Below are 22,475 nucleotides of genomic sequence, written 5' to 3'. Positions count from 1 at the left end.
TGATGCGTTTATTATCGATATTACTCATTTTTACGTTGTATGGTGTTGCTTCTATGGCCGCTACACTCCCTGATTCTGCGGTTGTTAACAAGCAGGCGGCAGGAGAGCAAGAAGAAGAGTTGAAGTTGATGTTGCAATCTTTTCTTTTCAAAAATGATCTGACACATGCGTATCAAGTGGCACAAAAAGGGTATCAAAAATATCCAAACTCCTATTTTTGGAATGATAATCTTGCAAAGATTGCCAGATGGACCGGACACAGTCAAATCGCAATCAAACATATGATGTTTTTGTATCGACACAAGCCTAGCAAAGCACTTCGGAATCAAATCATTACTTATGGATTGAGTTTTTATCAGTATGATAAGATTAAGCATCTTATAGTGGCGCAAACTTTAGAAAATCCATCTAAAAAACATATTGATACCCTTGTGTATATTTTTTATCAAGTGGGAGAACCCCAAAAAGCTGCTACGATTTTGATGAATCTCTACCAAAAAGATCCAACCAAAACAGAGTATTTGACCAAAGCGTTACGCGTGTACCTTGATGCGGGTGAATTAGATGCTGCATCGAAAGTTGTGGCATTGATTGATGCGAAACATGCCTACAATAGAGATAATATTGCCATGGTCTCTTATTTTTATTATCTCAAGAGAGATATGAAACATGCGTATGATATTTTGCTTCAAATACAAGAGTCAAAAATCCCACCAAATGCGCAGTATTATGCATTGTTGAGTGATATTGGTTGGTATTTGCAAGATTTTAAACGCGCCGTAGATGCCTCGCTTAATATGATTCATATGGACAAGGGAAGATTGGTGGATTTTGAACGTGTGGTACAATTTAAACAGACCAGCAACCCATTATTGAGTGCTAGCATTGCAAAAGAGGGGTATGAGAAATTTCACGTTGCCTATCTTTTTTATATTTATGCCAATAATCTTATAGCGCTCAATCATTATGATGAATTGCACCAAGACATTGATAGACTTGTGGCTATCAATCCTGAGGTGAGTAAACAAGTGAATTATTGGTTGATTCGAGCCAGTTTATATTTGCATTACAAACAAACAGCGTTGGCAACAGAAGCCATCAAAAAAGCGATAACAATCGATCCTGAGAGTGAAGAAAATAAGCTGGCTTTGTTGTATTTTATGACTGATTATCATCTCAATCATGATCTTAGAGAGTTACTCAAGCGCATGGATGAATCATCAGAAAAACAAGAGACACTCTATTTTCCTATGGCCTCAGCGTATCTGTTTTTGCAAAACGTTAACAAGGCAGATTTTTACGCTCAAAAACTTATCAGGATGAAGAATCCGATTATCAAGAGTGTTGAGTTTGAATTTATGCAAGCTTATATCTATCAACTTCAAAGCAAAACTAATGCCTTCAGCAGCAAGATGCGTGGCATTGAAAAACAGCTTGATACCCCTGATATGTTACAACAAACCGATGTGTATTGGAATACGTATTTAAATGCGGCAATGTATGTGTTACAAGCGGATTATTTTGAGAAAAAACTCTCCGACGCCAAGCCGTATTTGACGCAGACACATTATAAAGAACTCTCTTATTCTTGGGCGGTGCGTCACAAAGCATTTGAGCGAAGTCATCAGCTTTATAGGAGTATGACCCATCCTGAATTATGGCTCAAACTCAGTAATGCTATGATCATGACCCATCACACGAATATCGAAAATTTATTGAAAAGCTATACCGAGGACTTACCTCGCGGTGAAGCATCAGTAGCCGCAGAAAATGATGGACAAATCGCACTCTCTCAAGATTTGAATTATGATGCCTTAAATACAAATCGATACGGGCAAAATGCTTATATTCATCATCTAGATCTTTCAAAAAAACGTAGCAATCTTCTAGAAATAAAAGGTATTTTTCAAGAGAATAAACCTTTGGTTCAAGAGGGTGCTCAAATCGATCACCGTTTGTATCTGGGTGAAGGGTGGCATCTTTTAAATGGATTAGAAGTTCTGAAAAATCGCACCACCAATGATGATACGCTGATGGATGTTCCTGCGACCACATCACAATTTGATGTTGGTTTCAAAAAAGAGTTTGATGCCAGAGCTTATGTGATTGCACGTGTGGGTTTTAGAGATGTCATGAAGCGTTATTTCACTTATGAATTACACGGACATTACAAAGCACACAGTCGGGTGAGTGTGGATTTGGGATTGTACAAAAATCGTGTGGCAGATGAAAATAACCTCCTGATTTTAAGTGGCAATAAAGACAGTATGACATTGGGAGTTGATTGGCAGATACTGCGTTCAACACAGATTGGTATTCGTACCGAATACAACCAATACCACGCACAAGATGGTGATAATCTCGGTACAGGACAATACGGTCGAATTTTTATAAATAGACGTCTGAGAGAGGGCTATCCTGATATTTCTACGGAACTTTTTGCTGATTTTGGAACCTACCAAGAAAAATCAGGCTCACATAATCTGGTACGATCGTTGCAGCGAACTCCTGATAGAATTTTGCCTGAGGATTTTTATAATATTGGATTAGTATTACGGTATGGGTATGTCAATAGCGAGATTTATACGCGCGTATGGCGTCCATTCTTTGAGACGGGACTTTATTATAATAATAGATCTCAAGGCTTAGGCTATGGGTTTGAAGCAGGGTATGGCGGTAAAATATGGAATCAAGATCATCTGAGTGTCGGAATTAATTATTCTAACTCTGTTAATGGTACTAATGATACAATCATGCGGTTATTTGTGCGATATCAGTTTCTATATACGCATCCATAAATAGAGTAAAAAGCTGTATCTAAGACATTTTGCTACAGTAACAAATAGCACAAATTTCATCCAAGAATATCTAAAAAGTCCCGCAACAAAAGTGATGGGATCTCCGATAATAGGCATCCAAGAAAAGAGCAGGGAGATAAAACCATATCGGTTAAAGATATTTTTAGCTTTTTGGACGGATTTGTGGTTAAAATAGGATTTTGAGATGGCCAGCTCACTGAGGTACCGGCCTAAAAGATAGTTGATGCAAGAACCCAGCGTGTTGCCGAGGGTTGCAACCCCTAAAAATTGGTATTGAAGTTGTGGTTCTTGTTGTAATTTGTATAAAAAAAAAGCTTCGCTACCACCGGGTAATAAGGTGGCAGCGCCTAATGAAATGAAAAAAAGTGCAATTATGACTTAATGCCTAAAAACGCTTCGATTTCTTCTTTATTGGTTTTGAGAGTGTTGTGTTTTACGATGAGGATACGATCACTTTCATTTTGATACCACTCTACGATACCATCAATGTCATGAAGTTTTTCAGCCTTGCTGATGTCGATACTATCAAGATTAATATAAAGATTTTTGTTGATTTTTGGGTTGGTGATGTTTTTGATTAGAAATAACCATGCTATAGCGATGATGACGATTACCCAAGCAATCTCTTTCATCCCATAATGTTGTAAAAAATAACCACCAAATACCCCACCGATAAAGGTACCGATATAACCAAAAGAGTTGAATATACCAAGGGCTGCTCCTTTTTGGTGGATTCTTGGATATTTACTTGCCATAGATTGCATCAACGGTTCGTGCATATTAAAGCCGATAAAAAATAAAATAACTCCTATAATAAAAAATGTGGCAGTATGAGAGTAGCCCATCAATGTATAACTCAGAGCAAAAAATCCGATTCCTACCATCAACATTTCTTTGGCTTTGTGGTATTTTTCACCGATAATTGCAGCCGGTGCCATTGCCAAAATCCCAAAAACCATCGCAGGAATATAGACCATCCACAGATCCTTTTTTTCCCAACCGAACTCTTTTTGCATGATAATAGGAATGACCAAAAAAGCCAATGTCATCATCCCTTTTTGTAGCATGTTGGTGATATTCATGCGCATCAAATCTTTGTTTTTCATGATTTGTAGCAATTGACGCTCACTGTTGTCATATTGGTGTTGTATTTTGGGAGGGTTCGCTACTTTTGTAAAGAGCACGACAATAGCAACAATCGTTAAAAGAGCCACGATAAAGAAGAGTTTATCAACGCCCCAATATCCGCCTATCAAAGGGCCTGCCATCATAGAAAAAGCAAACGAGAGCGCGATTGAACTGCCCATGACAGCCATCGCTTTGGCTCGGACTTCTTCTCGTACCATATCGCTAATCATCGCAATCGCTACCGCACCGATAGCTCCGGCACCTTGTACAAAGCGACCAAACATGAGCATATAGATATCGGTTGAAAATCCACAAATCAATGACCCGATGATAAAGATGACCAAGCCGATGGCGATGGTGATTTTTCTCCCGATTCTATCTGATAACATACCAAAGGGAACTTGGAGTACCATTTGGGTGAGGGCATATCCCCCGATGGTAATACCGACTAAAAATTCATTTGAGCCTTTTAAACCTAGTGCATATACTGATAGTACGGGCAATACGATAAAAAGTCCCATAAATCTAAGCGCAACAATTGCCGTGATTGGCATAATAGTTTTCATCATGATAATTTGCCTTATAATTGAAATAAGAGAAATTTTACCCTAATTATACTTAATTCTATTTAATCAATCAGTGCGAAGATCCACTCTTTTATTTTTTCAAGGCTTTCTTTTTCTTTATTACATATAAAAACATAGGGTTTATTTTTCCTGTTTTCTCTGACATCGTGCTCCATTATAGTTAAATCCACATCGACATATGGGGCCAGGTCGGTTTTATTGATGACTAACAGATCACAAAAAAGTAGTCCCGCACCTTTTTTTCTCGGGATATCACCGCCTTGCGCCACATCGATAACATAGAGATAATAATCAATCAATTCATATGAAAAAGTAGCAGAGAGATTATCGCCACCACTTTCTACAAAAATGATATCAGGGTTAAATTTTGCTTCGAGTTCTTGACAAGCTTTTTCATTCATCGAGATATCATCTCTTATGGCCGTATGTGGGCATCCTCCGGTTTCGACGCCTAGTATCATATCATGATGTTCTGGAAGTCTTTTTTTTAGGTAGTTTGCATCCTCAAGTGTGTAAATATCATTGGTGACGATACCTATCTTGTATGTATCTTTTAGCCTGTTGGTTAAGGATTCGATGATGGAAGTTTTACCGCTTCCAACGGGACCTGCGATGCCTATTTTTACGCTCATTTTCTTACCTTTATGTTGCAAATAATTTTGGTTCTAAATTTTTATGTTGGAAAATAATCTCTTCAAACAGTGGATTAAAATTGCTGATATTTTCTGCGCTATTTGCGATCAGTTCTGCAAGTAAATCATCAAACTCAAAAAGGAGTTTTTGAATTTGCGAGGGTTTGATGCGGGAGATTTTTAGCGAGGCATAAGCGATATTGACGATGTTTTTTTTGCACCACAAAAGCAAAAAAGTATCGCAATCGACATCCAATTCGTAGGCGTAAGCACTTAATATCATCAGCTCATTGCCCTCTGCGCTACCCATACGCACTGCTTTAAAATAATCTTTCACGATTTTTTTCTTGATATCAAAATTGATATGTTTGAGATAATTACTTCCCAAATCACGCGATGCACGCGCAATCTCGTAACTTTGCATTGAGGTATATCTCGCATCTTCTTTGATAATGCGCTCTAATTTATCGTTTTGAAGATTTTTATATGCGTTTTTGACATAAGCAAACTCAAATTTTTGATATTGATCTAAAATCAAGTTTAAAAGATAGGCTTTGAGACTTTGTGCATCATTTATGACATCTAAGAGTACATGGGGTTCCAGCCCAAATGAGTGCACAAAACTACCAGAAGGGAAAGAGCCATCGAAGATTTGCACGAGACGACTGAGCGCCTTAGTGTGAATGGTGTGATTTTCCATTGGGATGAAAATATCCTTTCGTTTTTCTGATGCTCACCTGGGGATCTGTGGAAAGAGAGGCGATGATATCGTCGATGGATTGGTCAATTAAAACGGTGATTTTATAATCATCTATCATGATGGGCTGATGACGATTCCCAATCTCATAAGCTGCTTTTGCAAAAGTTACATGATTGCTAAATTCTAAGATGTAGAGCGCATCTTCTATTTTTTTCACTTCTATTTTATATCCATCCTCACACACTAAGACATCATTCACATGGAGATGGGTGAATTTTGCCTTGATGATAAAGGCGACACCGGTATTGGTTACCGCACTCAGGTTTGGTTTTTGCATATCAAACCAGCTCAGTTGCACACGGTCATCTGCTTTGGTTGTTTTTATTATCTCTGTGACTTTTTTTATCATGAACGGACCTAAAATAAAAAGTATTTTTTGGTTAAGGGCAATGCCTCCATTGGATTGGATTCGATTAATTCCCCATTGACTTTGACATCGTAAGTTTCAGGATCGACTTGGATATCTCCGATAAAATCATTTAACTTCATATCTTTTTTACTGATATTTCGAGTATTTTTCACTGGAATCATCACTTTGTCGATTTGCAACTTTTTGCTTAATCCCTTATCTAATGAAACTTTTGAGACAAAAATAGCACTGGTTCTTGATGCTGCTTTGCCCAAGCTTCCAAACATCGGCCGATACAGATTGGGCTCAGGTGTAGGGATAGAAGCATTGGCATCCCCCATGATACTGAGTGCCACAAATCCGCCTTTGATGATGAGATTGGGTTTGACTCCAAAAAATGCGCGATCCCAAAGCACAAGATCGGCCATCTTCCCTACTTCTACACTGCCGACATGTTCACTGATACCACAAGCGATTGCGGGGTTGATAGTGTATTTTGCGATGTATCTCTTGATTCGATTGTTGTCGTTTTGTTCACTATCTCCTTTGAGTGCACCGCGTTGTTTTTTCATACTATCAGCTACCTGCCACGTTCTGATAATCACTTCACCCACGCGTCCCATCGCTTGCGAATCCGAACTTGTCATCGAAATTGCTCCCATGTCATGTAAGACATCTTCAGCAGCAATGGTTTTGCCTCTGATTCTTGATTCTGCAAAGCTGACATCTTCAGGGATCTTTGCGCTCAAGTGATGACATACCATCAACATGTCAAGGTGCTCTTCTATGGTGTTTTTTGTATAAGGGAGGGTTGGATTGGTAGAAGAGGGTAGGATATTGTCCAGACCTGCAACTTTCATAATATCAGGGGCATGGCCTCCTCCGGCACCTTCTGAATGAAAGGTGTGGATGGTTCGGTTTTTAAAAGCGTTGATTGTATTGTCAACAAAACCCGACTCATTGAGTGTGTCCGTGTGGATGGCCACTTGAACATCAAGTTCGTCTGCGACTTTTAAACAGGTATTGATGGCATTGGGCGTGCTACCCCAATCTTCATGGAGTTTTAGCCCCATTGCACCGGCTTCGACTTGTGATTTTAAAGCGTCATAATTGCTACTGTTTCCTTTGCCCATAAAACCAAAATTGAGCGGTAGATCATCGATAGATTCAATCATCTTATGGATATTCCACGCTCCGGGGGTACAAGTCGTGGCATTGGTTCCCGTGTTAGGCCCCGTGCCTCCCCCAATCATCGTGGTGATGCCACTTGAAAAGGCTTCATCGATTTGTCCTGGAGAGATGAAATGGATGTGTGCATCGATGCCGCCGGCTGTGATGATTTTACCCTCAGCGGAGAGGATTTCAGTCTCTGCCCCAATCTCTAAGCCTTCTGTGATGCCATCACAATTGTTCGGGTTACCACTTTTGCCTATCGCTGAGATTTTGCCATTTTTGATGCCGATATCTGCTTTATAAATTCCACTATAGTCGATAATCACAGCATTAGTGATAATGAGATCAGCGGTATTGGTGGCCGTGGGAGATTGGCTCATCCCATCTCGTATGGTCTTTCCGCCCCCAAACTTGCTCTCTTCGCCATAAATCGTAAAATCTTTTTCAATACACGCAATCAAAGCAGTATCGGCGAGACGAAATCGATCTCCCGTAGTGGGACCATACATTGCAGCATATTTTTGTTTTGATAGTTTCATTTTGCTTCTCCCAAAAATGTTGCCAAGCGCTTTAAGGCGCGCTCTTTTGTGTCTTTATCATCCAAATAGCCCTCTACTAAGCCATTGAATCCACTGATGTATCGTTTTCCTGTGAAGTCTACCAAGTCGACTTTTTTAAGGGATCCGGGCTCAAACCGTACAGAAGTTCCTGAAGCGATGCCCAGTCTTTTGCCATAAGCTTGTTCTCTATCAAAAAATAAAAAGGCGTTGACTTCAAAAAAGTGGTAATGTGAGCCGACTTGAATCGGTCGATCACCGCGGTTTTCCACTTCGATGCTAATTGTTTCATTTCCAACATTGAGTTCGATTTCTCCATCGTCTATAAAATACTCTTCCGGTGTGAGTTCAGATTTCTTTGCCGGAATTGGATTGTGGACAGTGACCAGTTTCGTGCCATCATCAAAAGTGGCTTCAGTTTGTACGGTTTCCATCATCGAAGGTACTCCCTCCATGACATCTTCTTCTTTTAAAATCTGTGTGGCACTCACCATGAGTTCACTCACGCTTTTGCCTTCTCTAGCGCCTTCGAGTATAAAAGAGCTAATGATTGCTACAGCTTCGGGGTAGTTGAGCTTTAACCCTTTGTTCTTACGCTCATGTGCTAGCTTTGATGCGGTATAAATCATCAGTTTTTCTTGTTCTTTGTTGGTTAAAAACATCGTTTTCTCCTACGGTTTGCCCAGATTAAATTTACTTTTATTCAGCGTATTTCTGTAAATATTCCAGACCTTGTTGATTTTATTTTTTATGATATACATATTTTCTGCACTCATCGTACCGATAATCATTTTCTTTGTTTTAGTATAACTAAATGATTGAAAACCTTGTAGTGCCAAGGTATCTAAAAAAGCATCATTAGTGCCAGTTTTTATATATAATTTAGCAAATATCAGCATTTTTGTCTCATGGCGTTGCAGATAATTTCGTATATGAGCACCACTGATATCAAAATTTTCATAATACTCCAGCACTCCGTCTATAAAAAATTTGTTACGAATCTGCATCGAAGTAAAATCAAAATTTTCAAAGCTTCGGCCGGAACTTAAAATATCGGTATAAAAGAAGGTGGATTCTTTATCGGCATGGATTTTTAGAAATTGAATCAATTTTGAACTTTTATATAAAATCAACTCATCATTGATAAATTCACAATTTGAATTATTGAGAGATAAGGCGATAGTATTGATACTAAATTCTTGGGTTGAGGGGTAGACTTTTGTTGCCGATTCTGTTGAAAAAATCACGCTTGAATTCTCCAACGCTATTTTAGTACGCCACTTGTCACCAGGAAAGATTCCTTCTCCGACACATAGGAGTTTGATGTAGTTTTCTTCATCACAAAAGTGATAATATCGTGCAGGAAGTTTGAGTTTTGTGAGTCTAAATATATTCTCTTTGAACTCTAAAGCGATGCTCATCTTATACCGACAAAAACTGTTTGATTAGAGAATCACTTAATGCTGCTATTTCTCCATTTGCAACTGTTTTACCGCGTTCGATGATATAAAATTCATCGCCATGTTTTCTTGCAAAGGGTAATTTTTGCTCAACCAATACGACGGTCAGTTTCTCTTCTTTGGTGAGATAGTCGATGACGCCTCCGATTTGTTGGACGATGTTGGGTTGGATTCCCTCTGAGGGTTCATCTAGTATCAAAAGTTTTGGTTCCAGACATAAGGCTCGGGCGATGGCGAGTTGCTGCTGCTGTCCTCCACTAAGATCGCCGCCTTTTCGCTTCAACATCTCTTTTAAAACAGGAAAGAGTTCATAAATCTTATCGGGCACTTTTCTGAGATTATTTCGATTGCCTAGTAATCCAATCTCAAGATTTTCTTTGACGGATAGGTTCGAGAAAATCTCCCTGCCTTGTGGCACATATCCGATTCCCAGCCCCGCTCTTTTATCAGAACCTAGTTTTGAGATATCATCTCCTTCATATAAAATTACACCGCTTTTTATGGGGAGCAATCCCATGATGACTTTGGTGAGCGTTGTTTTTCCCACGCCATTTCTTCCCATGATACAAGTACATTTTGCAGGTTTTATCTCCAAGCTTAGATCCCACAAAGTGTGACTTTCTCCATAAAATTGATTGGCTTTATTTATTTTTAACATATCACTCACCTAAATATACTTTTCTAACTTTTTCATTCTCTTGGATGCTGGTTATTGGCCCTTCTGCTAGGACAGAGCCTTCATGTAATACCGTTACTTTTTTGGCGATACTTCGGATAAATTCCATGTCATGTTCGACGACCACGACGCTATTGGTTTTGGCGAGATTGGTTAAGATTTCACCGGTTTTCTCAACCTCAGCGGGTGTCATGCCAGCCACAGGTTCATCTACAAGTAGGAGCTTTGGTTCTTGGATGACGAGCATGCCAATTTCCAGCCACTGTTTCTGGCCGTGTGAGAGAATACTGGCTTTTTTGTTATAAAAATCTTGTAATCCGATTAATTCCATCACTTTTTCGATTTTATCTTTTTCGTCTCCACTCATTTTAGCAAATAAGGTTTTAAAAAATCTTTTGTCTGCTTTCATAGCAAGTTCCAAATTTTCAGAAATACTGTGTCCATCAAACACGGTTGGTTTTTGGAATTTTCTACCGATGCCTATCTCCGCGATTGAAGGCTCATCCATCTCAAGGAGATTGACCGCTCGCCCAAATATCACATCTCCGGTTTGGGGTTTCGTTTTGCCGGTAATCACATCCATCATAGTGGATTTTCCCGCGCCATTAGCGCCGATGATGCATCGAAGTTCTCGGTAATTGACGGTTAAACTCAGCGCATTGAGTGCTTTAAAACCATCAAAACTCACGGTGACATTATCCAGATACAAGATACGCTCTCCACTTTCTAGTTTTCCGACATTGTCGGCATTATTGGATTTAAGAAAGAACATGGGTTGCCTTTTTTTTGTTTCGATAGATTTCTAATTTTGACATCAGTCCGACGATGCCTTTTGGTAAAAATAGTGTTGAGACAACAAACAATCCGCCAAGAGCGTAAAGCCAAACCTCCGGTAGGGCAGACGTAAAGTAAGTACTTGCATAGTTGACGATAAAGGCACCGATGATTGCACCATAGAGTGTTCCTCTTCCTCCAACAGCCACCCAAATTACGATTTCGATTGAAAAAAGCGGTGAAAAGAGGCTGGGATTGATGATGCCCACTTGAGGGACATAAAGTGCTCCTGCGATACCAGCAAAGATAGCAGAGACCACAAAGATAAAAAGTTTGTATTGTTGCACCTTATAGCCCAAAAACCTCACACGGCTTTCAGAATCACGAATGGCAATACAAACGCGACCTAGCCTTGAATTGATTATAAATCTGCTGATCATGTAAGCTATGAGAAGTGCCAAAAAAGAGAGGATTAACAGCGTGACGCGTGTCGCATCGCTATCAAGATTGAATCCTAAAATATCTTTAAAATCTGTTAAGCCATTGTTGCCACCAAGTCCCATGTCATTTCTAAAAAAAGCAAGCATGAGGGCATAAGTCAAAGCTTGTGTGATGATTGAGAGATAAACACCCGTGACTCTGGACCTAAAGGCGAGCCATCCAAATACAAAAGCTAAGAGTCCTGGGACGAGGGCGACCATAAACATACTAAAAAAGAAATGATTAAATCCGTGCCAGAACCAAGGCAAGGCTTTGAGGTTCATAAAAACCATAAAGTCTGGTAGTAGTGGATTACCATAAACCCCACGATCTCCGATTTGTCGCATGAGATACATACCCATGCCATATCCGCCTAGTGCAAAAAATGCGCCATGACCCAGACTTAAAATTCCGATATATCCCCAGACTAAGTCCAGAGCAAGGGCTAAAAGAGCAAAGGTGATGTATTTCCCCAACAAGGTCACCAAGTATGTTGAAGAATAAAAGATTGAATCATGAGAGACAAATAGATTGGTAATCGAAACAAAGGCCACAATTAAAAAAAGAAGGGAAAGTACGATTTTTCCGCCCTTGTCACCATCTAAAATCTGTAATACTATAGGTTTTCTTGTTTTCATATTTTAATCCTGCGCATCGCGACCCTTTTGCGGAAAGAGTCCGCGAGGTCGTTTTTGTATAAATAAGATGATAAAGACAAGGATGATGACTTTGGCCAATACGGCCCCCGCGACCGGCTCGATAAACTTATTGATCTCTCCTAGTGTCAAAGCACTAATGAGCGTGCCCCAAAGATTACCCACGCCTCCAAAGACGACGACCATAAATGAATCAACGATGTAAGATTGTCCAAGATTTGGTCCGACATTGGTGAGTTGGCTCAGGGCTACTCCTGCGATTCCTGCAATTCCGGAGCCCAAGCCAAAAGTGAGGGCATCGATGAGTCCCGTTCGGATGCCCATGGCTTGCGCCATTTCACGATTTTGTGTGACAGCGCGTACTTTTAATCCTAGAGATGTTTTATTTAAAAGTAGTAAAATTCCTGCAAAGACTAAAAGGGCAAAAATAATAATATAGAGCCTGTTATAGGTTAAAGAGAGTGCCCCGTTTATCTCCCAAGCGCCACTCATCCATTGTGGGGTTTTGACCTCTTGATTGAGAGGGGAGTAGATACTTCGCACCAATTGTTGCAAAATTAAACTGATTCCAAATGTAGCCAAAAGGGTTTCTAATGGTCTGCCATAAAGATGCCTGATGACAAGGCGCTCCAGGATAATACCAATCAGGCCACTCACGATAAATGCAAGAGGAATTGCAAGGATGACTGAGTATTCTGTCATATTCGGTAATATTTGTTGCAGGGTATAAGTCGTGTACGCGCCAATCATCATCATCTCACCATGGGCCATATTGATTACCTTCATCACACCAAAGGTAATCGCCAGTCCGATAGCAGCAAGTAAAAGAATCGAGCCTAAGCTCAGTCCAAAAAATGCTTTTTCAACAAAGGCATAAAAAGATTTCTTGGATTGAATGGTGGCGATTGCGGTGGCTGCTAGTTTTTTGATTTCTTGATTTGCGCTTGTGTCATGTAACTTTTGCAGTGCCTCCAAAGCTTGAGGAGAGAGGAAATCACCCAATTTTTGAACGGCTACTAATTGCTCGGCTTGCGTGCCGTAATTTACTTGTAAGATACTCTTCGCTTCTCCTAACACCCGAATTACTGATGCATCTTTTTCGCTTTTTAGTGCTTTATTGATCAAAACCATTGAGTCTTGGTTTAAATTTTTTAAAATATTTTTTGCAGATTTTAGCCTGGTATCTTGATTCTTTGAAAAAAGGTTTAAATCCGCAAGACGACTTCTTGTGATACTTCTTAATTTATTATTAGTTTTGACACGTTGAAGTAGATACTTACTCATCGGTTTCAATCTCTTTTTTGTCATAAGATCGATGATTTCGTAAGCATCTGTATCTTTTTTAATTACAACAACAAATTTTTTGCTCTCTTTTATAAAGTAAAGAGTTCCATCAAGCAAAGAAGTAAACAAAGTATGTAGTACTTCATCATTTGAGTATTGTTGAGCAAGTTTTTGTATTGTTTGCTCTTTTTGTTTAAAACTATAGCTTTTTGTAAAAGGATACAGTTCACTCACAAAATCGCTAGAGAAGAGTGATGAAAATAATAATAAATTTAAAAGTATGATTTTTATAAATAGTTTCATATTGTTCCAGTATAGGTGACCGGGAAGATCCCGGCCAAGATATTATTTAAAGTTTTGTCCTGAGCATTTTCCGGTTTTTACATTGTAATTACCGCAACTTAAAGGTTTTCTCCAATCTGAAATCAAATCTTTACTTCCCGGTAGAAAATCACTCCAAGCATCGCCAACAACTTCACCTGGTGTTCTCCAGACCGTTTGAAATTGACCATTTCCTTGGATTTCACCGATAAATACCGGCTTTGTCAAGTGGTGATTTGGCATCATCGTAGCAATTCCGCCAGTTAAATTTGGTACGGAAACTCCGACCATGGCATCAATCACAGCGTCTGGTTTTGTGGTTCCTGCTTTCTCAACAGCTTTAACCCACATGTGAAATCCGATATAAGTCGCTTCCATTGGATCATTGGTGACCGCTTTTGGATTTTTGGTAAATGCTTTCCAATCCGCTATAAACTTCGTGTTTGCCGGACTCTCAACGCTTTCAAAGTAATTCCAAGCGGCAAGATGACCTACTAGTGGTTTAGCATCAAGGCCTGAAAGTTCTTGCTCACCAACAGAAAATGCAACCACAGGGATATTTTCTGCGCTGATTCCTTGATTTGCCAATTCTTTATAAAAAGGAACATTAGCATCTCCATTTATTGTAGAAACCACGGCAGTCTTTTTGCCACTGCTTCCAAACTTTTTGATTTTTGAGACAATACTTTGCCAATCTGAATATCCAAATGGGGTGTAGTTGACCATAATGTCACTATCTTTGACGCCTTTTGATTTCAAATACGCTTTTAAGATTTTATTTGTGGTTCTTGGGTAAACATAATCAGTTCCTGCTAATACCCATCTTTTAACGCCAACTTCATTCATAAGATAATCAACCGCAGGGATGGCTTGCTGGTTAGGAGCCGCTCCCGTATAAAAGACATTTCTAGAAGATTCTTCGCCTTCGTATTGGACGGGATAAAACAAAATACCATCTAATTCTTGGACAACAGGAAGTACAGATTTTCTTGAAACGGATGTCCAACAGCCAAATGTCACGGCCACTTTATCTTTACTTAATAATCCTCGCATCTTTTCAGCAAACAAAGGCCAATTTGATGCAGGGTCCACAACAACAGGCTCAAGTTTTTTACCCAGGACGCCACCTTTTTTGTTTTGCTCTGCAATTAACATCAAAACAGTATCTTTGAGTGCTGTCTCTGAAATCGCCATCGTGCCTGAAAGAGAATGTAGCACTCCAATTTTAATTGTATCGGCAGCTTGTATCGTGAAACTCATACCAATGAACGCTAGTATGGATAAATATTTCGAAAGTATCTTTACCATGTTTTTCTCCTATTTTTTTTTAGAAAACGAATTTCTGATTAGGATTATACAAAAGTAAATATCATTATTATACATAATAGTGATTAAATAGTAATCATATAAAGTTATAATGTTTAATTATAAGGCTTTTTACTCATGAGTCTCTCATCTTTTATTCCTCGTCCTATGGTGAAGTGGTATAAAGATTGAAACGTGTCTGATTTGAGTCCTAAGAGTGTGTGAAAAATATCATCTAAAAAACAGCCGATTCCCGTAGCACTGAGACCCAGAGACGTTGCTTCTAGATAGAGTTGTTGTCCGATGGCTCCACATTCCCAATACAACTCTTTGTAACGGTGCGTCCCCTTTTGTGAGATTTCATCATGAAAATGACAAAGCATCCCCAAGCTAAAGGCGGAGTCACTGGCGATGGCTTGCGCGCAGGAGATATTCCTCGCACTCGTTTTAAAATCCCCCCTTTTTAGTAGATACAAATTTTCATCTCTTTTTTCCCAAGAAAAAGAGGGATGCATCGATTGTTGTAATTTTTCTTTGAACGTGGCCTCTCTTATATAAATATAAAGCCCCTCTTTCAAACCGGTGATTCGATGCGCAAAGATGATGAGGTTGATGGCATTATCAAGCCCGCTAAAGCATTCGCGGGTACTCTCAAGCATAATCATAAACTCTTTGTACGTGATGTTACTCTTATGTTGATCCATCACTTGGGCACTTCTTCTTTCTAAAATTACCTCTTTGGCTTCTTTTTTGCATTCGCGCAGGAGGTTAGATATCTTTTGAGTTTTAGTTTTTTGAATCGATGCATGCGTTGCTTTTTCGATGATATCAATCAAAGGCCATGATTGATAATTTTGGGCGATATGATTGGCGATGGTCTCCACATTGGGGAATAGATTTTGAAGTAGTGGCGCAATCTCAGGTAGGTTTTCAGGTTTTTGCGAAGAAATGAGTAGCAGCATCTCTGGCGCCTCTTTTTCATTTTCATTAAAACGTTGTGGTTGATCAAAGCCAAAAATTTTAGAGATTTGAGTGTCGCTGATTGCTCCGATGAGTTGATGATGCCAGCCTAATGTTTGTGCGCTGATTTGAAGAGCTCTGAGTGCATGTCCTGCATCTAAAAGACAATAACGAAACGCGCGCTCACCATATTTCCAAATCTCTCGGTAGAGGATAGAGGAGATAGCGATAAAAAAAGAATCTTTAGGTAAATGGTTCCAAATATCACTTTCAAATGTTCCTAAAATCTCTAAGCTATGATTTTTTGGTGCATAGTGCGTTAGTGTTGTTTGGGTGCTGATATCATGACATGGTGGCAAGATCAAATAGCCCTCACTCGGGTGCAAATTGCCACTAGAAGCATTGCAGCGCAGAGCCCATTCATTGAAGCCATCTGTCTTGATAGCCGCAAGAGCGAGTGAAAATTGCAAAAATTGCGATAGCGTGTCAATATTGAGTTCGCGGGCTAGTAGCGTGTCGGTGAAAAGATCATGATAAGCAGGTGTTTTTGCCTCTATCATGATAGGAAGTTTTCGTGTTGGTGCCCCTTGATAAAAGCGGTAAGGGTCGGGTTGATTGGCCCAATCCATATAGCCCAAAGAGCGCGCGTACCTTGAGTATGAGTGCTTTGTCTGTTCGTGATACTCAAAAATGTCTTCAACTTTTTGATTCATTTCTAAACCTTATTGATAATTAATATTAATATTGATATGATGCCGTAATATTATACTACATTATATAAAAATAAATTTTAAACCGAAGGATTCGTGCCATGCAAATTGTGTTAGATTTCTTTATTTCATTGATGATGCTCAGTAATGCTATGGCGCCTTATATTTTATTTGGACTGCTATTTGCGGGGATTTTACATGAGATTGTCCCACAAGATCTTGTAAGCCGACATTTAGGTAAAGGCAATATCTTCTCAGTGATAAAAGCCACGCTTTTTGGGATTCCCCTACCGGTTTGTTCTTGTGGTGTGGTGCCCTTGGCTACGGGGATCAAAAAAAGTGGTGCGAGTAAAGGAGCGACACTCTCATTTTTAATCTCCACCCCCATCACTGGTGTGGATTCGATTTTGGCAACCTATGGTATTTTTGGTTTTGTTTTTACGATTTATCGCGTGATTACCTCGATTGTGATTGCAATGATTGCCGGTATTTTGACAAATTTTTTTGATAAAGAGGCACCGATAAAAGCGCCAAAATTCTCCATGAAAGTGACGCCTTTAAAGGGTGTGAATTTTCATAAAACATCGTTTATTAAATCATCACAACCACAGGGTGTTCATAAAAAATTCTCTTTTAAAAAGGCATGGCATTATAGTTTTGTCACCCTTTTGAGTGATATCGCAAAACCTCTGTTTTATGGGCTGATTTTGGGTGCTCTGATTAGTATCATGATCCCTCAAAATCTTAGTGATATATTGATGACCCATGCGTGGATTGCGTATCTATTGTCTATCGCCATTGCCGTGCCGATGTACGTTTGCGCCACAGCATCTCTTCCTATCGCCGCCTCACTCATGCTCTCAGGGGTGAGTGCGGGTGCTGCTTTTGTATTTTTGTGTGCAGGTCCGGCTACAAATATCGTGACGATGGGTGTGGTAAAAAAGATTTTGGGCTCAAAATCACTCTATATTTATCTCTGTAGCATTGTCATAGGGAGTATTGTTTTTGGTTTAGGTCTGGATTATCTCTTTGATATTGCCAAGATTAATCCCATTACTTTGATTGATGGCTCTGAAGATTTGGGTTGGATTTCTGATGTTAGTAGCGTGATATTATGGGGATTATTGATCTATTTTTTATTTAAAAAGTCCAAAATCAAAACCGCATGATTAGTGGGTCAATAAATCTAACATTTTATCTATTTTCTGCTTTTTAATGCCACTACTTTTTTCTTTTAAAAACCCAAGCCATCGTACGACTGCTTTCTTATAGCCGCGGAAGGATGCCGCGTTGATGATTTCATGGATTTGTGATTCATTCAAATGTTTTCGCATCAATGAGGCAGCAATAAGCAAAGAAGATGTTTTTGGCATTTTTTGGATAGATTGAAAGGCTCCTTGAAAATCTTCTTTTTGCATTGCGGTAACAAAATCACCATATTGTGGAGGTAGATTTTTGATGGTGATGTTATCAAAGTTTTTTTGTAGCATATTGTAGTAATCCCAAGAACTATGCTCAGGGTCTAACATGTCACGGATTGCTTTGTATTCAGAGCAAGGATCATCGATTAAAACGGCGATATGCAAAGCACAAGTTCCCAAGTATATCTTGGACAATGGTCTCAAATCCGCACTGCTTTTTGCATTTTTGATAGCACTGTTTAGTGATGCTGACGCGAGGGCGGTTTCCCCTTTGAGATAATAATCGCTATAACGCTCAAATGCAGTAGCCGCGTTTTTTCGCCACATATCTTGTGGTGTTGTCTTAAAAGAGCATCCCGTGAAAATCAATAAAAATAGTATCAAAATAGTACTTCTCATGGCAGTGTCACCTTGTGTTTCTCTTCTTCGACGATACGGTTAATCGTGTCGATGAGTGTGTTTGTTTTGTCAACACCCAAGAGAATTTGTTCCTTGAGCAAGACGACATCTTGATCGGATTTTCCAAGAGTATTGACAAGGTTGTCTAAGGTTTTTAATTTTTGTTTGATATCTTGTAAAATATCATTAATATGATGAGGGATTTTTTTGCTTGGGGTGATGATATCATGATCGACTTCTTTTAAGAGTGTATTGAGTTTTATTGTGATTTGTTTTATCTCCTGCATGCTCTCTTTGAGTGATGTTATGGTTTGGATGATATTGTGACTGCTTTGGCGTTCTCCGGTCATAGCTTCGATGAGGGAATCTTTTTGGGCAAGTTTGCCACTGATTGTCTCAACATTTTTGAGAGTATTAATAAACGCACCATGAGGGTCGGCGATTTCTTTAGTGAGCATGTCAATATTTTTAATCATGTCTTTGACATCAAGGAGTACCGGTTGAAGGGCTACGATGAGTGAGTCAATATCATCTTGGACTTCATAACCTAAAATAGCATGAGGCGAGAGAGGTGGATTATTGGCCTCTGATATGAGTGAAATCGTAGATTCGCCTAATAGGGGCTTTGTCAATTTAAGATAGGAATGGTAATTAATCCACTTTTGATACTCTTTATTGACTACAAATTGTACAAAAGCTCGTCCCGCATAAGTCAAGTCTATTTGGCTAATATATCCAATTTCAAATCCAGAATATTTAATGGGCGTGCCGACATTTAAATTCTCTACACTGGTGGCATAAAAGGCATAAGAGTATTTTTTCTCAAACATTCCTTTGTGCTTTAGGACAAAATAGACTGTGGCACCAAGCGCTACAATGGTAAAAATTGTAAAAATTCCTACGGCTATCCTCATTTTATTATATGACATTGTTTATCCTTATAATAATGATTTGATTCAAGATCGACGATCTCCACATCCTTTTCATCTAAAAGCTCAAACATTTCAAAAATACAATCAATATCGTTGTGTTCATCGAGTATCATAAACGGTCTGTCGATGACAATCATGTTGTAATCACTCACATGGGCTCTTAAATACTTTACTTTTATTATATCTTTTCTACTCAGCTGATGCGGTTTTTTGTCTCGAATGGTTTCAATATGACATTTTTTTAAGAGTTCCATCACCTTGATGATAGCCACATTGACACTGCAACGATTGTGATATTCCAAAATCAATGCAATATTGTCTATTACCGTGAGATTTGCGAGCAAAGGGGTATTTTTGCTAATAAGTGCCACCTCTTTGTGCTTCAAATATTGTTGCAATAGAGCGACTTCACTAAATAGTTTTATAGATACTGTATGGTTAATGATATCACCTCCGTAACAACAATAAAAACAAAAAGCACCATCATCGTTTTTGAGATAAAAAGAGGAATTTCGATATACCTTTTTTTGATAATAGAGCCTGAAAAGCTGGGAATAACAATAATAATGAATCCAAAAAACAGACATTTGAGAGTAAATAATACAATATCTTTGATACTGACAACTTTCACGAGCATTGCAATAAACGTATCAAATTTCATATTAATAGAAAAAAACATAAAAACATACCCACTGAGAATCATAATGACAGAAAAGAGAATAGCAAGCGACAAAAAGCTGATCATACTCGCGATAGCTCTGGGTGTAAATTGATAATTCATGTCATGAATCTTATAGCGCTTCAAGCTATTAAATTCATTATTGACACGCATTCTCGCTATTTTGATACCCACTCGCAATCCCGTACGAAGAGAGATAAAAAGCGCCATAAAAAAAGGTACAAATTCTACTATGATAAATTTGACAATAATAGTGCTAAGAGAATTTTGCAAGCCATATCGCAGAGATAAATCTACAATAAAGCCCATAAAAAGAGCGCCAAATATGATAGCGGAGAGTAAAAAAACCGGCAATACTTGGATGGAGGTGTAATAAATTTCTTCTATTAATATTTTTTTGCTCGCAGGATTATAACTTTTGGGATTAAAGATATGGAAGAAACATATAATAGAAAATTTATAAAGGTCGATAAAGTGTTTCACATTATCCACAACAACATCGCCAATATTTTCAAAAAATCTGAACAAAATCCCTCCAATCGAAAAAGATTTATTTAGATTATAGCAGTAACTAAAGAAAAAAAGATTAAAATAAAATATTTTATGATAAAGGGGAGATGATGAAGCACGTCAAAGTGATGATATTGTGTGTCTTCGGGGCAAGCGTTTTGTATGGTGCTAATACTTTGATAGAAAAAGCTAAAGAGCATGGTTTACGCGCGATTCCTGACAATAAAAAGGAGCTTTTAAAGCTCATCGATGATCCCAAAGATCCCATCACCGATGCCAAGGTTATTTTGGGCAAAAAACTCTATTTTGATCCCCGACTCTCAAAAAGTGGGCTAATCAGCTGCAATACCTGTCATAATCTTGGTTTAGGAGGGGTTGATGGGCTTAGCGTGGCCATTGGTAACCAATGGACCCCAAATCCACACCACTTGAATTCTCCTACGGTGTATAACTCCGTATTTTTTAGTGCCCAATTTTGGGATGGCAGAAGCCCCCATTTGGCTGATCAAGCGATGGGTCCCACGCTAGCCGATGCGGAGATGGCTGCTACTCCCGAGCACATTGAAGGGGTGGTTACTTCCATTCCTGCTTATGTGAGCGCATTTAAAAAAGCTTATGGTGCGAATGTAAAGATTGATTTTGCCAAGATTACATCAACCATTGCTGTTTTTGAACGAATCTTAATTACGCCATCACGTTTTGATAAATTTCTCAATGGCCATAAAGAGGCTCTGTCAAAAGCTGAAAAAGAGGGGTTAAATATCTTTATTGATAAAGGGTGTGCGGCTTGTCACACCGGCATTGCTTTAGGTGGGACGATGCAACCTTTTGAAATAGCACAAAAGTATAAATTTGCTAATGTGGGTGATTTTAAAGGGGATAAAAATGGCATGGTAAAAACGCCGACCTTGAGAAATATCACAGAAACCGCTCCCTATTTTCACAATGGCGAGGTGTGGTCACTCAAAGAAGCTATTAAGATGATGGGAAGTATCCAACTGGGTATTACCATTGATGATAAAGATGCCTCAAAAATCGAGACATTCTTAAAGGCACTCAAGGGTAAAAAACCGCTCATAACCTATCCCCAATTGCCTGAGAGTACGGCTACGACTCCTAAGCCTATTAATTAATGTTACAGCTGCATACTAAGGGGTGACAATATCGTTTTTCCCCTTGGCGTGTAGCGCCATCCTCATAAATTTGATTTCCTTTTTAAAAAAATGCTATTTTTTAAACAAAAAATAGATAGAATTTTTGCAAAATATTGAAACTTCTCCCGGTGATTTTGGGACATAAAGGGAATGTATTGAAAATTATTTTGGCCACAGCAAACCAAGGGAAAATCAAAGAGTTTAAATCTTACCTACAAGGGGGACAAGTGTACTCCTATGAGGAAGTGCTTGAGCCCTTTGAGATTATAGAAGATGGAACTAGTTTTAAAGAAAATGCGCTCATTAAAGCCAAAGCTGTTTATGAAAAGCTCTCAGACAAAGAGGCGATTGTCTTAGCCGATGATAGCGGTATTAGTGTTGATGCACTCGGGGGAGAGCCGGGAATTTATAGTGCACGATATGCTGGAGATGAGGCAAATGCGGCGCAAAATCTTGATAAACTTATCAAAACACTAAAAGAAAAAAATCTCTCAAGAACACCCGCACACTACACCGCAGCGATTGCTTTGGTATGTGATGCCGGCGCATTTTGTGTGCATGGTTGGATGTACGGCCATGTGATTGATGAGAAGCGAGGCAATCATGGTTTTGGGTATGATCCAATATTTGAACCCATAGGCTATGATAAGACACTGGGTGAGTTGGATGCGGATGTCAAAGCGCAATTTTCTCATCGCTCACGCGCCTTAAAACATGCAAAAATAATACTAAAAACTTTAAAGAGGTAA

Annotated in this window: 22 protein-coding genes; 4 read left to right on the top strand and 18 right to left on the bottom strand. The window is 39.0% G+C overall.

Annotation, left to right across the window (positions count from 1 at the left end):
• Positions 1–2: 2 nt before the first annotated feature.
• A complete protein-coding gene (locus SFB89_RS11420) occupies positions 3–2,798 on the top strand; it encodes a tetratricopeptide repeat protein (RefSeq protein WP_331774817.1) in 2,796 nt (931 codons plus the stop codon).
• Here the strand turns inward: SFB89_RS11420 and SFB89_RS11415 are convergent.
• From SFB89_RS11415 to SFB89_RS11350, 14 genes are all read right to left on the bottom strand, one after another.
• The gene (locus tag SFB89_RS11415; RefSeq protein ID WP_331776087.1) at positions 2,781–3,176 is read right to left on the bottom strand and encodes a YqaA family protein; all 396 of its coding nucleotides are present in this window, start codon (positions 3,174–3,176) and stop codon (positions 2,781–2,783) included. The two genes, SFB89_RS11420 and SFB89_RS11415, sit on opposite strands and share 18 nt — an antisense overlap.
• A 14-nt stretch (positions 3,177–3,190) precedes the next feature.
• Complete coding sequence (locus SFB89_RS11410) at positions 3,191–4,516, bottom strand: MFS transporter (protein WP_331774816.1); 1,326 nt, start codon at positions 4,514–4,516, stop codon at positions 3,191–3,193.
• 59 nt (positions 4,517–4,575) lie between these two features.
• Positions 4,576–5,166, bottom strand: coding sequence for an urease accessory protein UreG (gene ureG / locus SFB89_RS11405; protein ID WP_331774815.1), 591 nt, complete (start codon positions 5,164–5,166; stop codon positions 4,576–4,578).
• Positions 5,167–5,176: 10 nt separating this feature from the next.
• The gene (locus SFB89_RS11400) at positions 5,177–5,866 is read right to left on the bottom strand and encodes an urease accessory protein UreF (protein WP_331774814.1); all 690 of its coding nucleotides are present in this window, start codon (positions 5,864–5,866) and stop codon (positions 5,177–5,179) included.
• Entirely contained in the window at positions 5,841–6,275 is a 435-nt protein-coding gene (locus tag SFB89_RS11395; protein WP_331774813.1) for an urease accessory protein UreE, read from the bottom strand. Before SFB89_RS11395 ends, SFB89_RS11400 begins: the two co-directional genes overlap by 26 nt.
• 8 nt (positions 6,276–6,283) lie before the next feature.
• The gene (gene ureC, locus SFB89_RS11390; protein ID WP_331774812.1) at positions 6,284–7,987 is read right to left on the bottom strand and encodes an urease subunit alpha; all 1,704 of its coding nucleotides are present in this window, start codon (positions 7,985–7,987) and stop codon (positions 6,284–6,286) included.
• The gene (locus SFB89_RS11385; RefSeq protein ID WP_331774811.1) at positions 7,984–8,667 is read right to left on the bottom strand and encodes an urease subunit gamma; all 684 of its coding nucleotides are present in this window, start codon (positions 8,665–8,667) and stop codon (positions 7,984–7,986) included. The genes ureC and SFB89_RS11385 overlap by 4 nt, the downstream gene beginning before the upstream one ends.
• A gap of 9 nt (positions 8,668–8,676) precedes the next feature.
• Positions 8,677–9,426, bottom strand: a complete 750-nt coding sequence (locus SFB89_RS11380; RefSeq protein WP_331774810.1) for an urease accessory protein UreD — start codon at positions 9,424–9,426, stop codon at positions 8,677–8,679.
• 1 nt (position 9,427) lies between these two features.
• Positions 9,428–10,123, bottom strand: coding sequence for an urea ABC transporter ATP-binding subunit UrtE (urtE, locus tag SFB89_RS11375; protein WP_331774809.1), 696 nt, complete (start codon positions 10,121–10,123; stop codon positions 9,428–9,430).
• Between the two features lies 1 nt (position 10,124).
• Complete coding sequence (gene urtD / locus SFB89_RS11370) at positions 10,125–10,913, bottom strand: urea ABC transporter ATP-binding protein UrtD (protein WP_331774808.1); 789 nt, start codon at positions 10,911–10,913, stop codon at positions 10,125–10,127.
• Complete coding sequence (gene urtC, locus SFB89_RS11365) at positions 10,900–12,033, bottom strand: urea ABC transporter permease subunit UrtC (protein WP_331774807.1); 1,134 nt, start codon at positions 12,031–12,033, stop codon at positions 10,900–10,902. Before urtC ends, urtD begins: the two co-directional genes overlap by 14 nt.
• Before the next feature lie 3 nt (positions 12,034–12,036).
• Positions 12,037–13,638, bottom strand: a complete 1,602-nt coding sequence (gene urtB, locus SFB89_RS11360) for an urea ABC transporter permease subunit UrtB (RefSeq protein WP_331774806.1) — start codon at positions 13,636–13,638, stop codon at positions 12,037–12,039.
• Positions 13,639–13,680: 42 nt separating this feature from the next.
• Positions 13,681–14,964: an urea ABC transporter substrate-binding protein gene (urtA, locus tag SFB89_RS11355; RefSeq protein WP_331774805.1), complete on the bottom strand. Its 1,284-nt coding sequence runs from the start codon at positions 14,962–14,964 to the stop codon at positions 13,681–13,683.
• A 113-nt stretch (positions 14,965–15,077) separates the two neighbouring features.
• Positions 15,078–16,634, bottom strand: a complete 1,557-nt coding sequence (locus SFB89_RS11350; protein WP_331774804.1) for a SagB/ThcOx family dehydrogenase — start codon at positions 16,632–16,634, stop codon at positions 15,078–15,080.
• 98 nt (positions 16,635–16,732) lie between these two features.
• On the opposite strand from SFB89_RS11350, the gene SFB89_RS11345 reads away from it, so the two are divergent.
• The gene (locus SFB89_RS11345; protein ID WP_331774803.1) at positions 16,733–17,800 is read left to right on the top strand and encodes an SO_0444 family Cu/Zn efflux transporter; all 1,068 of its coding nucleotides are present in this window, start codon (positions 16,733–16,735) and stop codon (positions 17,798–17,800) included.
• Here SFB89_RS11345 and SFB89_RS11340 read toward each other — a convergent pair whose 3' ends face one another.
• From SFB89_RS11340 to SFB89_RS11325, 4 genes are read right to left on the bottom strand one after another with little or no spacing between them, the layout of a single operon-like run.
• The gene (locus tag SFB89_RS11340; RefSeq protein WP_331774802.1) at positions 17,801–18,451 is read right to left on the bottom strand and encodes a hypothetical protein; all 651 of its coding nucleotides are present in this window, start codon (positions 18,449–18,451) and stop codon (positions 17,801–17,803) included. It lies immediately after the preceding gene.
• Positions 18,448–19,380, bottom strand: a complete 933-nt coding sequence (locus SFB89_RS11335) for an MlaD family protein (RefSeq protein WP_331774801.1) — start codon at positions 19,378–19,380, stop codon at positions 18,448–18,450. The genes SFB89_RS11340 and SFB89_RS11335 overlap by 4 nt, the downstream gene beginning before the upstream one ends.
• Positions 19,362–19,781, bottom strand: a complete 420-nt coding sequence (locus SFB89_RS11330) for a hypothetical protein (protein WP_331774800.1) — start codon at positions 19,779–19,781, stop codon at positions 19,362–19,364. Before SFB89_RS11330 ends, SFB89_RS11335 begins: the two co-directional genes overlap by 19 nt.
• 23 nt (positions 19,782–19,804) lie before the next feature.
• Complete coding sequence (locus SFB89_RS11325) at positions 19,805–20,590, bottom strand: MlaE family ABC transporter permease (protein ID WP_331774799.1); 786 nt, start codon at positions 20,588–20,590, stop codon at positions 19,805–19,807.
• Between the two features lie 92 nt (positions 20,591–20,682).
• On the opposite strand from SFB89_RS11325, the gene SFB89_RS11320 reads away from it, so the two are divergent.
• Both SFB89_RS11320 and rdgB read left to right on the top strand, forming a co-directional pair.
• Complete coding sequence (locus SFB89_RS11320) at positions 20,683–21,705, top strand: cytochrome c peroxidase (RefSeq protein ID WP_331774798.1); 1,023 nt, start codon at positions 20,683–20,685, stop codon at positions 21,703–21,705.
• 176 nt (positions 21,706–21,881) lie between these two features.
• Positions 21,882–22,475 carry an RdgB/HAM1 family non-canonical purine NTP pyrophosphatase gene (rdgB, locus tag SFB89_RS11315; RefSeq protein WP_331774797.1) on the top strand — a complete coding sequence of 198 codons (594 nt, stop codon included), beginning with the start codon at positions 21,882–21,884 and terminating at the stop codon, positions 22,473–22,475.

This window comes from Sulfurospirillum sp. 1612, from assembly GCF_036556685.1.
Lineage (GTDB): Bacteria > Campylobacterota > Campylobacteria > Campylobacterales > Sulfurospirillaceae > JAADIZ01.
The sequence above is the reverse complement of the archived record's forward strand: the minus strand, read 5'-3'. Positions and strand labels throughout refer to the sequence as shown.

What these genes read in the sequence shown, in the direction of transcription:
- SFB89_RS11395 (WP_331774813.1), bottom strand. Translation starts at nt 6,275, where the DNA reads ATGATAAAAAAAGTCACAGAGATAATAAAAACAACCAAAGCAGATGAC.
- urtB (WP_331774806.1), bottom strand. Translation starts at nt 13,638, where the DNA reads ATGAAACTATTTATAAAAATCATACTTTTAAATTTATTATTATTTTCA.
- SFB89_RS11340 (WP_331774802.1), bottom strand. Translation starts at nt 18,451, where the DNA reads ATGAGAAGTACTATTTTGATACTATTTTTATTGATTTTCACGGGATGC.
- ureG (WP_331774815.1), bottom strand. Translation starts at nt 5,166, where the DNA reads ATGAGCGTAAAAATAGGCATCGCAGGTCCCGTTGGAAGCGGTAAAACT.
- SFB89_RS11320 (WP_331774798.1), top strand. Translation starts at nt 20,683, where the DNA reads ATGAAGCACGTCAAAGTGATGATATTGTGTGTCTTCGGGGCAAGCGTT.
- SFB89_RS11400 (WP_331774814.1), bottom strand. Translation starts at nt 5,866, where the DNA reads ATGGAAAATCACACCATTCACACTAAGGCGCTCAGTCGTCTCGTGCAA.
- ureC (WP_331774812.1), bottom strand. Translation starts at nt 7,987, where the DNA reads ATGAAACTATCAAAACAAAAATATGCTGCAATGTATGGTCCCACTACG.
- SFB89_RS11420 (WP_331774817.1), top strand. Translation starts at nt 3, where the DNA reads ATGCGTTTATTATCGATATTACTCATTTTTACGTTGTATGGTGTTGCT.
- urtC (WP_331774807.1), bottom strand. Translation starts at nt 12,033, where the DNA reads ATGAAAACAAGAAAACCTATAGTATTACAGATTTTAGATGGTGACAAG.
- SFB89_RS11335 (WP_331774801.1), bottom strand. Translation starts at nt 19,380, where the DNA reads ATGTCATATAATAAAATGAGGATAGCCGTAGGAATTTTTACAATTTTT.
- SFB89_RS11345 (WP_331774803.1), top strand. Translation starts at nt 16,733, where the DNA reads ATGCAAATTGTGTTAGATTTCTTTATTTCATTGATGATGCTCAGTAAT.
- SFB89_RS11385 (WP_331774811.1), bottom strand. Translation starts at nt 8,667, where the DNA reads ATGTTTTTAACCAACAAAGAACAAGAAAAACTGATGATTTATACCGCA.
- SFB89_RS11350 (WP_331774804.1), bottom strand. Translation starts at nt 16,634, where the DNA reads ATGAATCAAAAAGTTGAAGACATTTTTGAGTATCACGAACAGACAAAG.
- urtA (WP_331774805.1), bottom strand. Translation starts at nt 14,964, where the DNA reads ATGGTAAAGATACTTTCGAAATATTTATCCATACTAGCGTTCATTGGT.
- SFB89_RS11410 (WP_331774816.1), bottom strand. Translation starts at nt 4,516, where the DNA reads ATGATGAAAACTATTATGCCAATCACGGCAATTGTTGCGCTTAGATTT.
- SFB89_RS11380 (WP_331774810.1), bottom strand. Translation starts at nt 9,426, where the DNA reads ATGAGCATCGCTTTAGAGTTCAAAGAGAATATATTTAGACTCACAAAA.
- urtE (WP_331774809.1), bottom strand. Translation starts at nt 10,123, where the DNA reads ATGTTAAAAATAAATAAAGCCAATCAATTTTATGGAGAAAGTCACACT.
- urtD (WP_331774808.1), bottom strand. Translation starts at nt 10,913, where the DNA reads ATGTTCTTTCTTAAATCCAATAATGCCGACAATGTCGGAAAACTAGAA.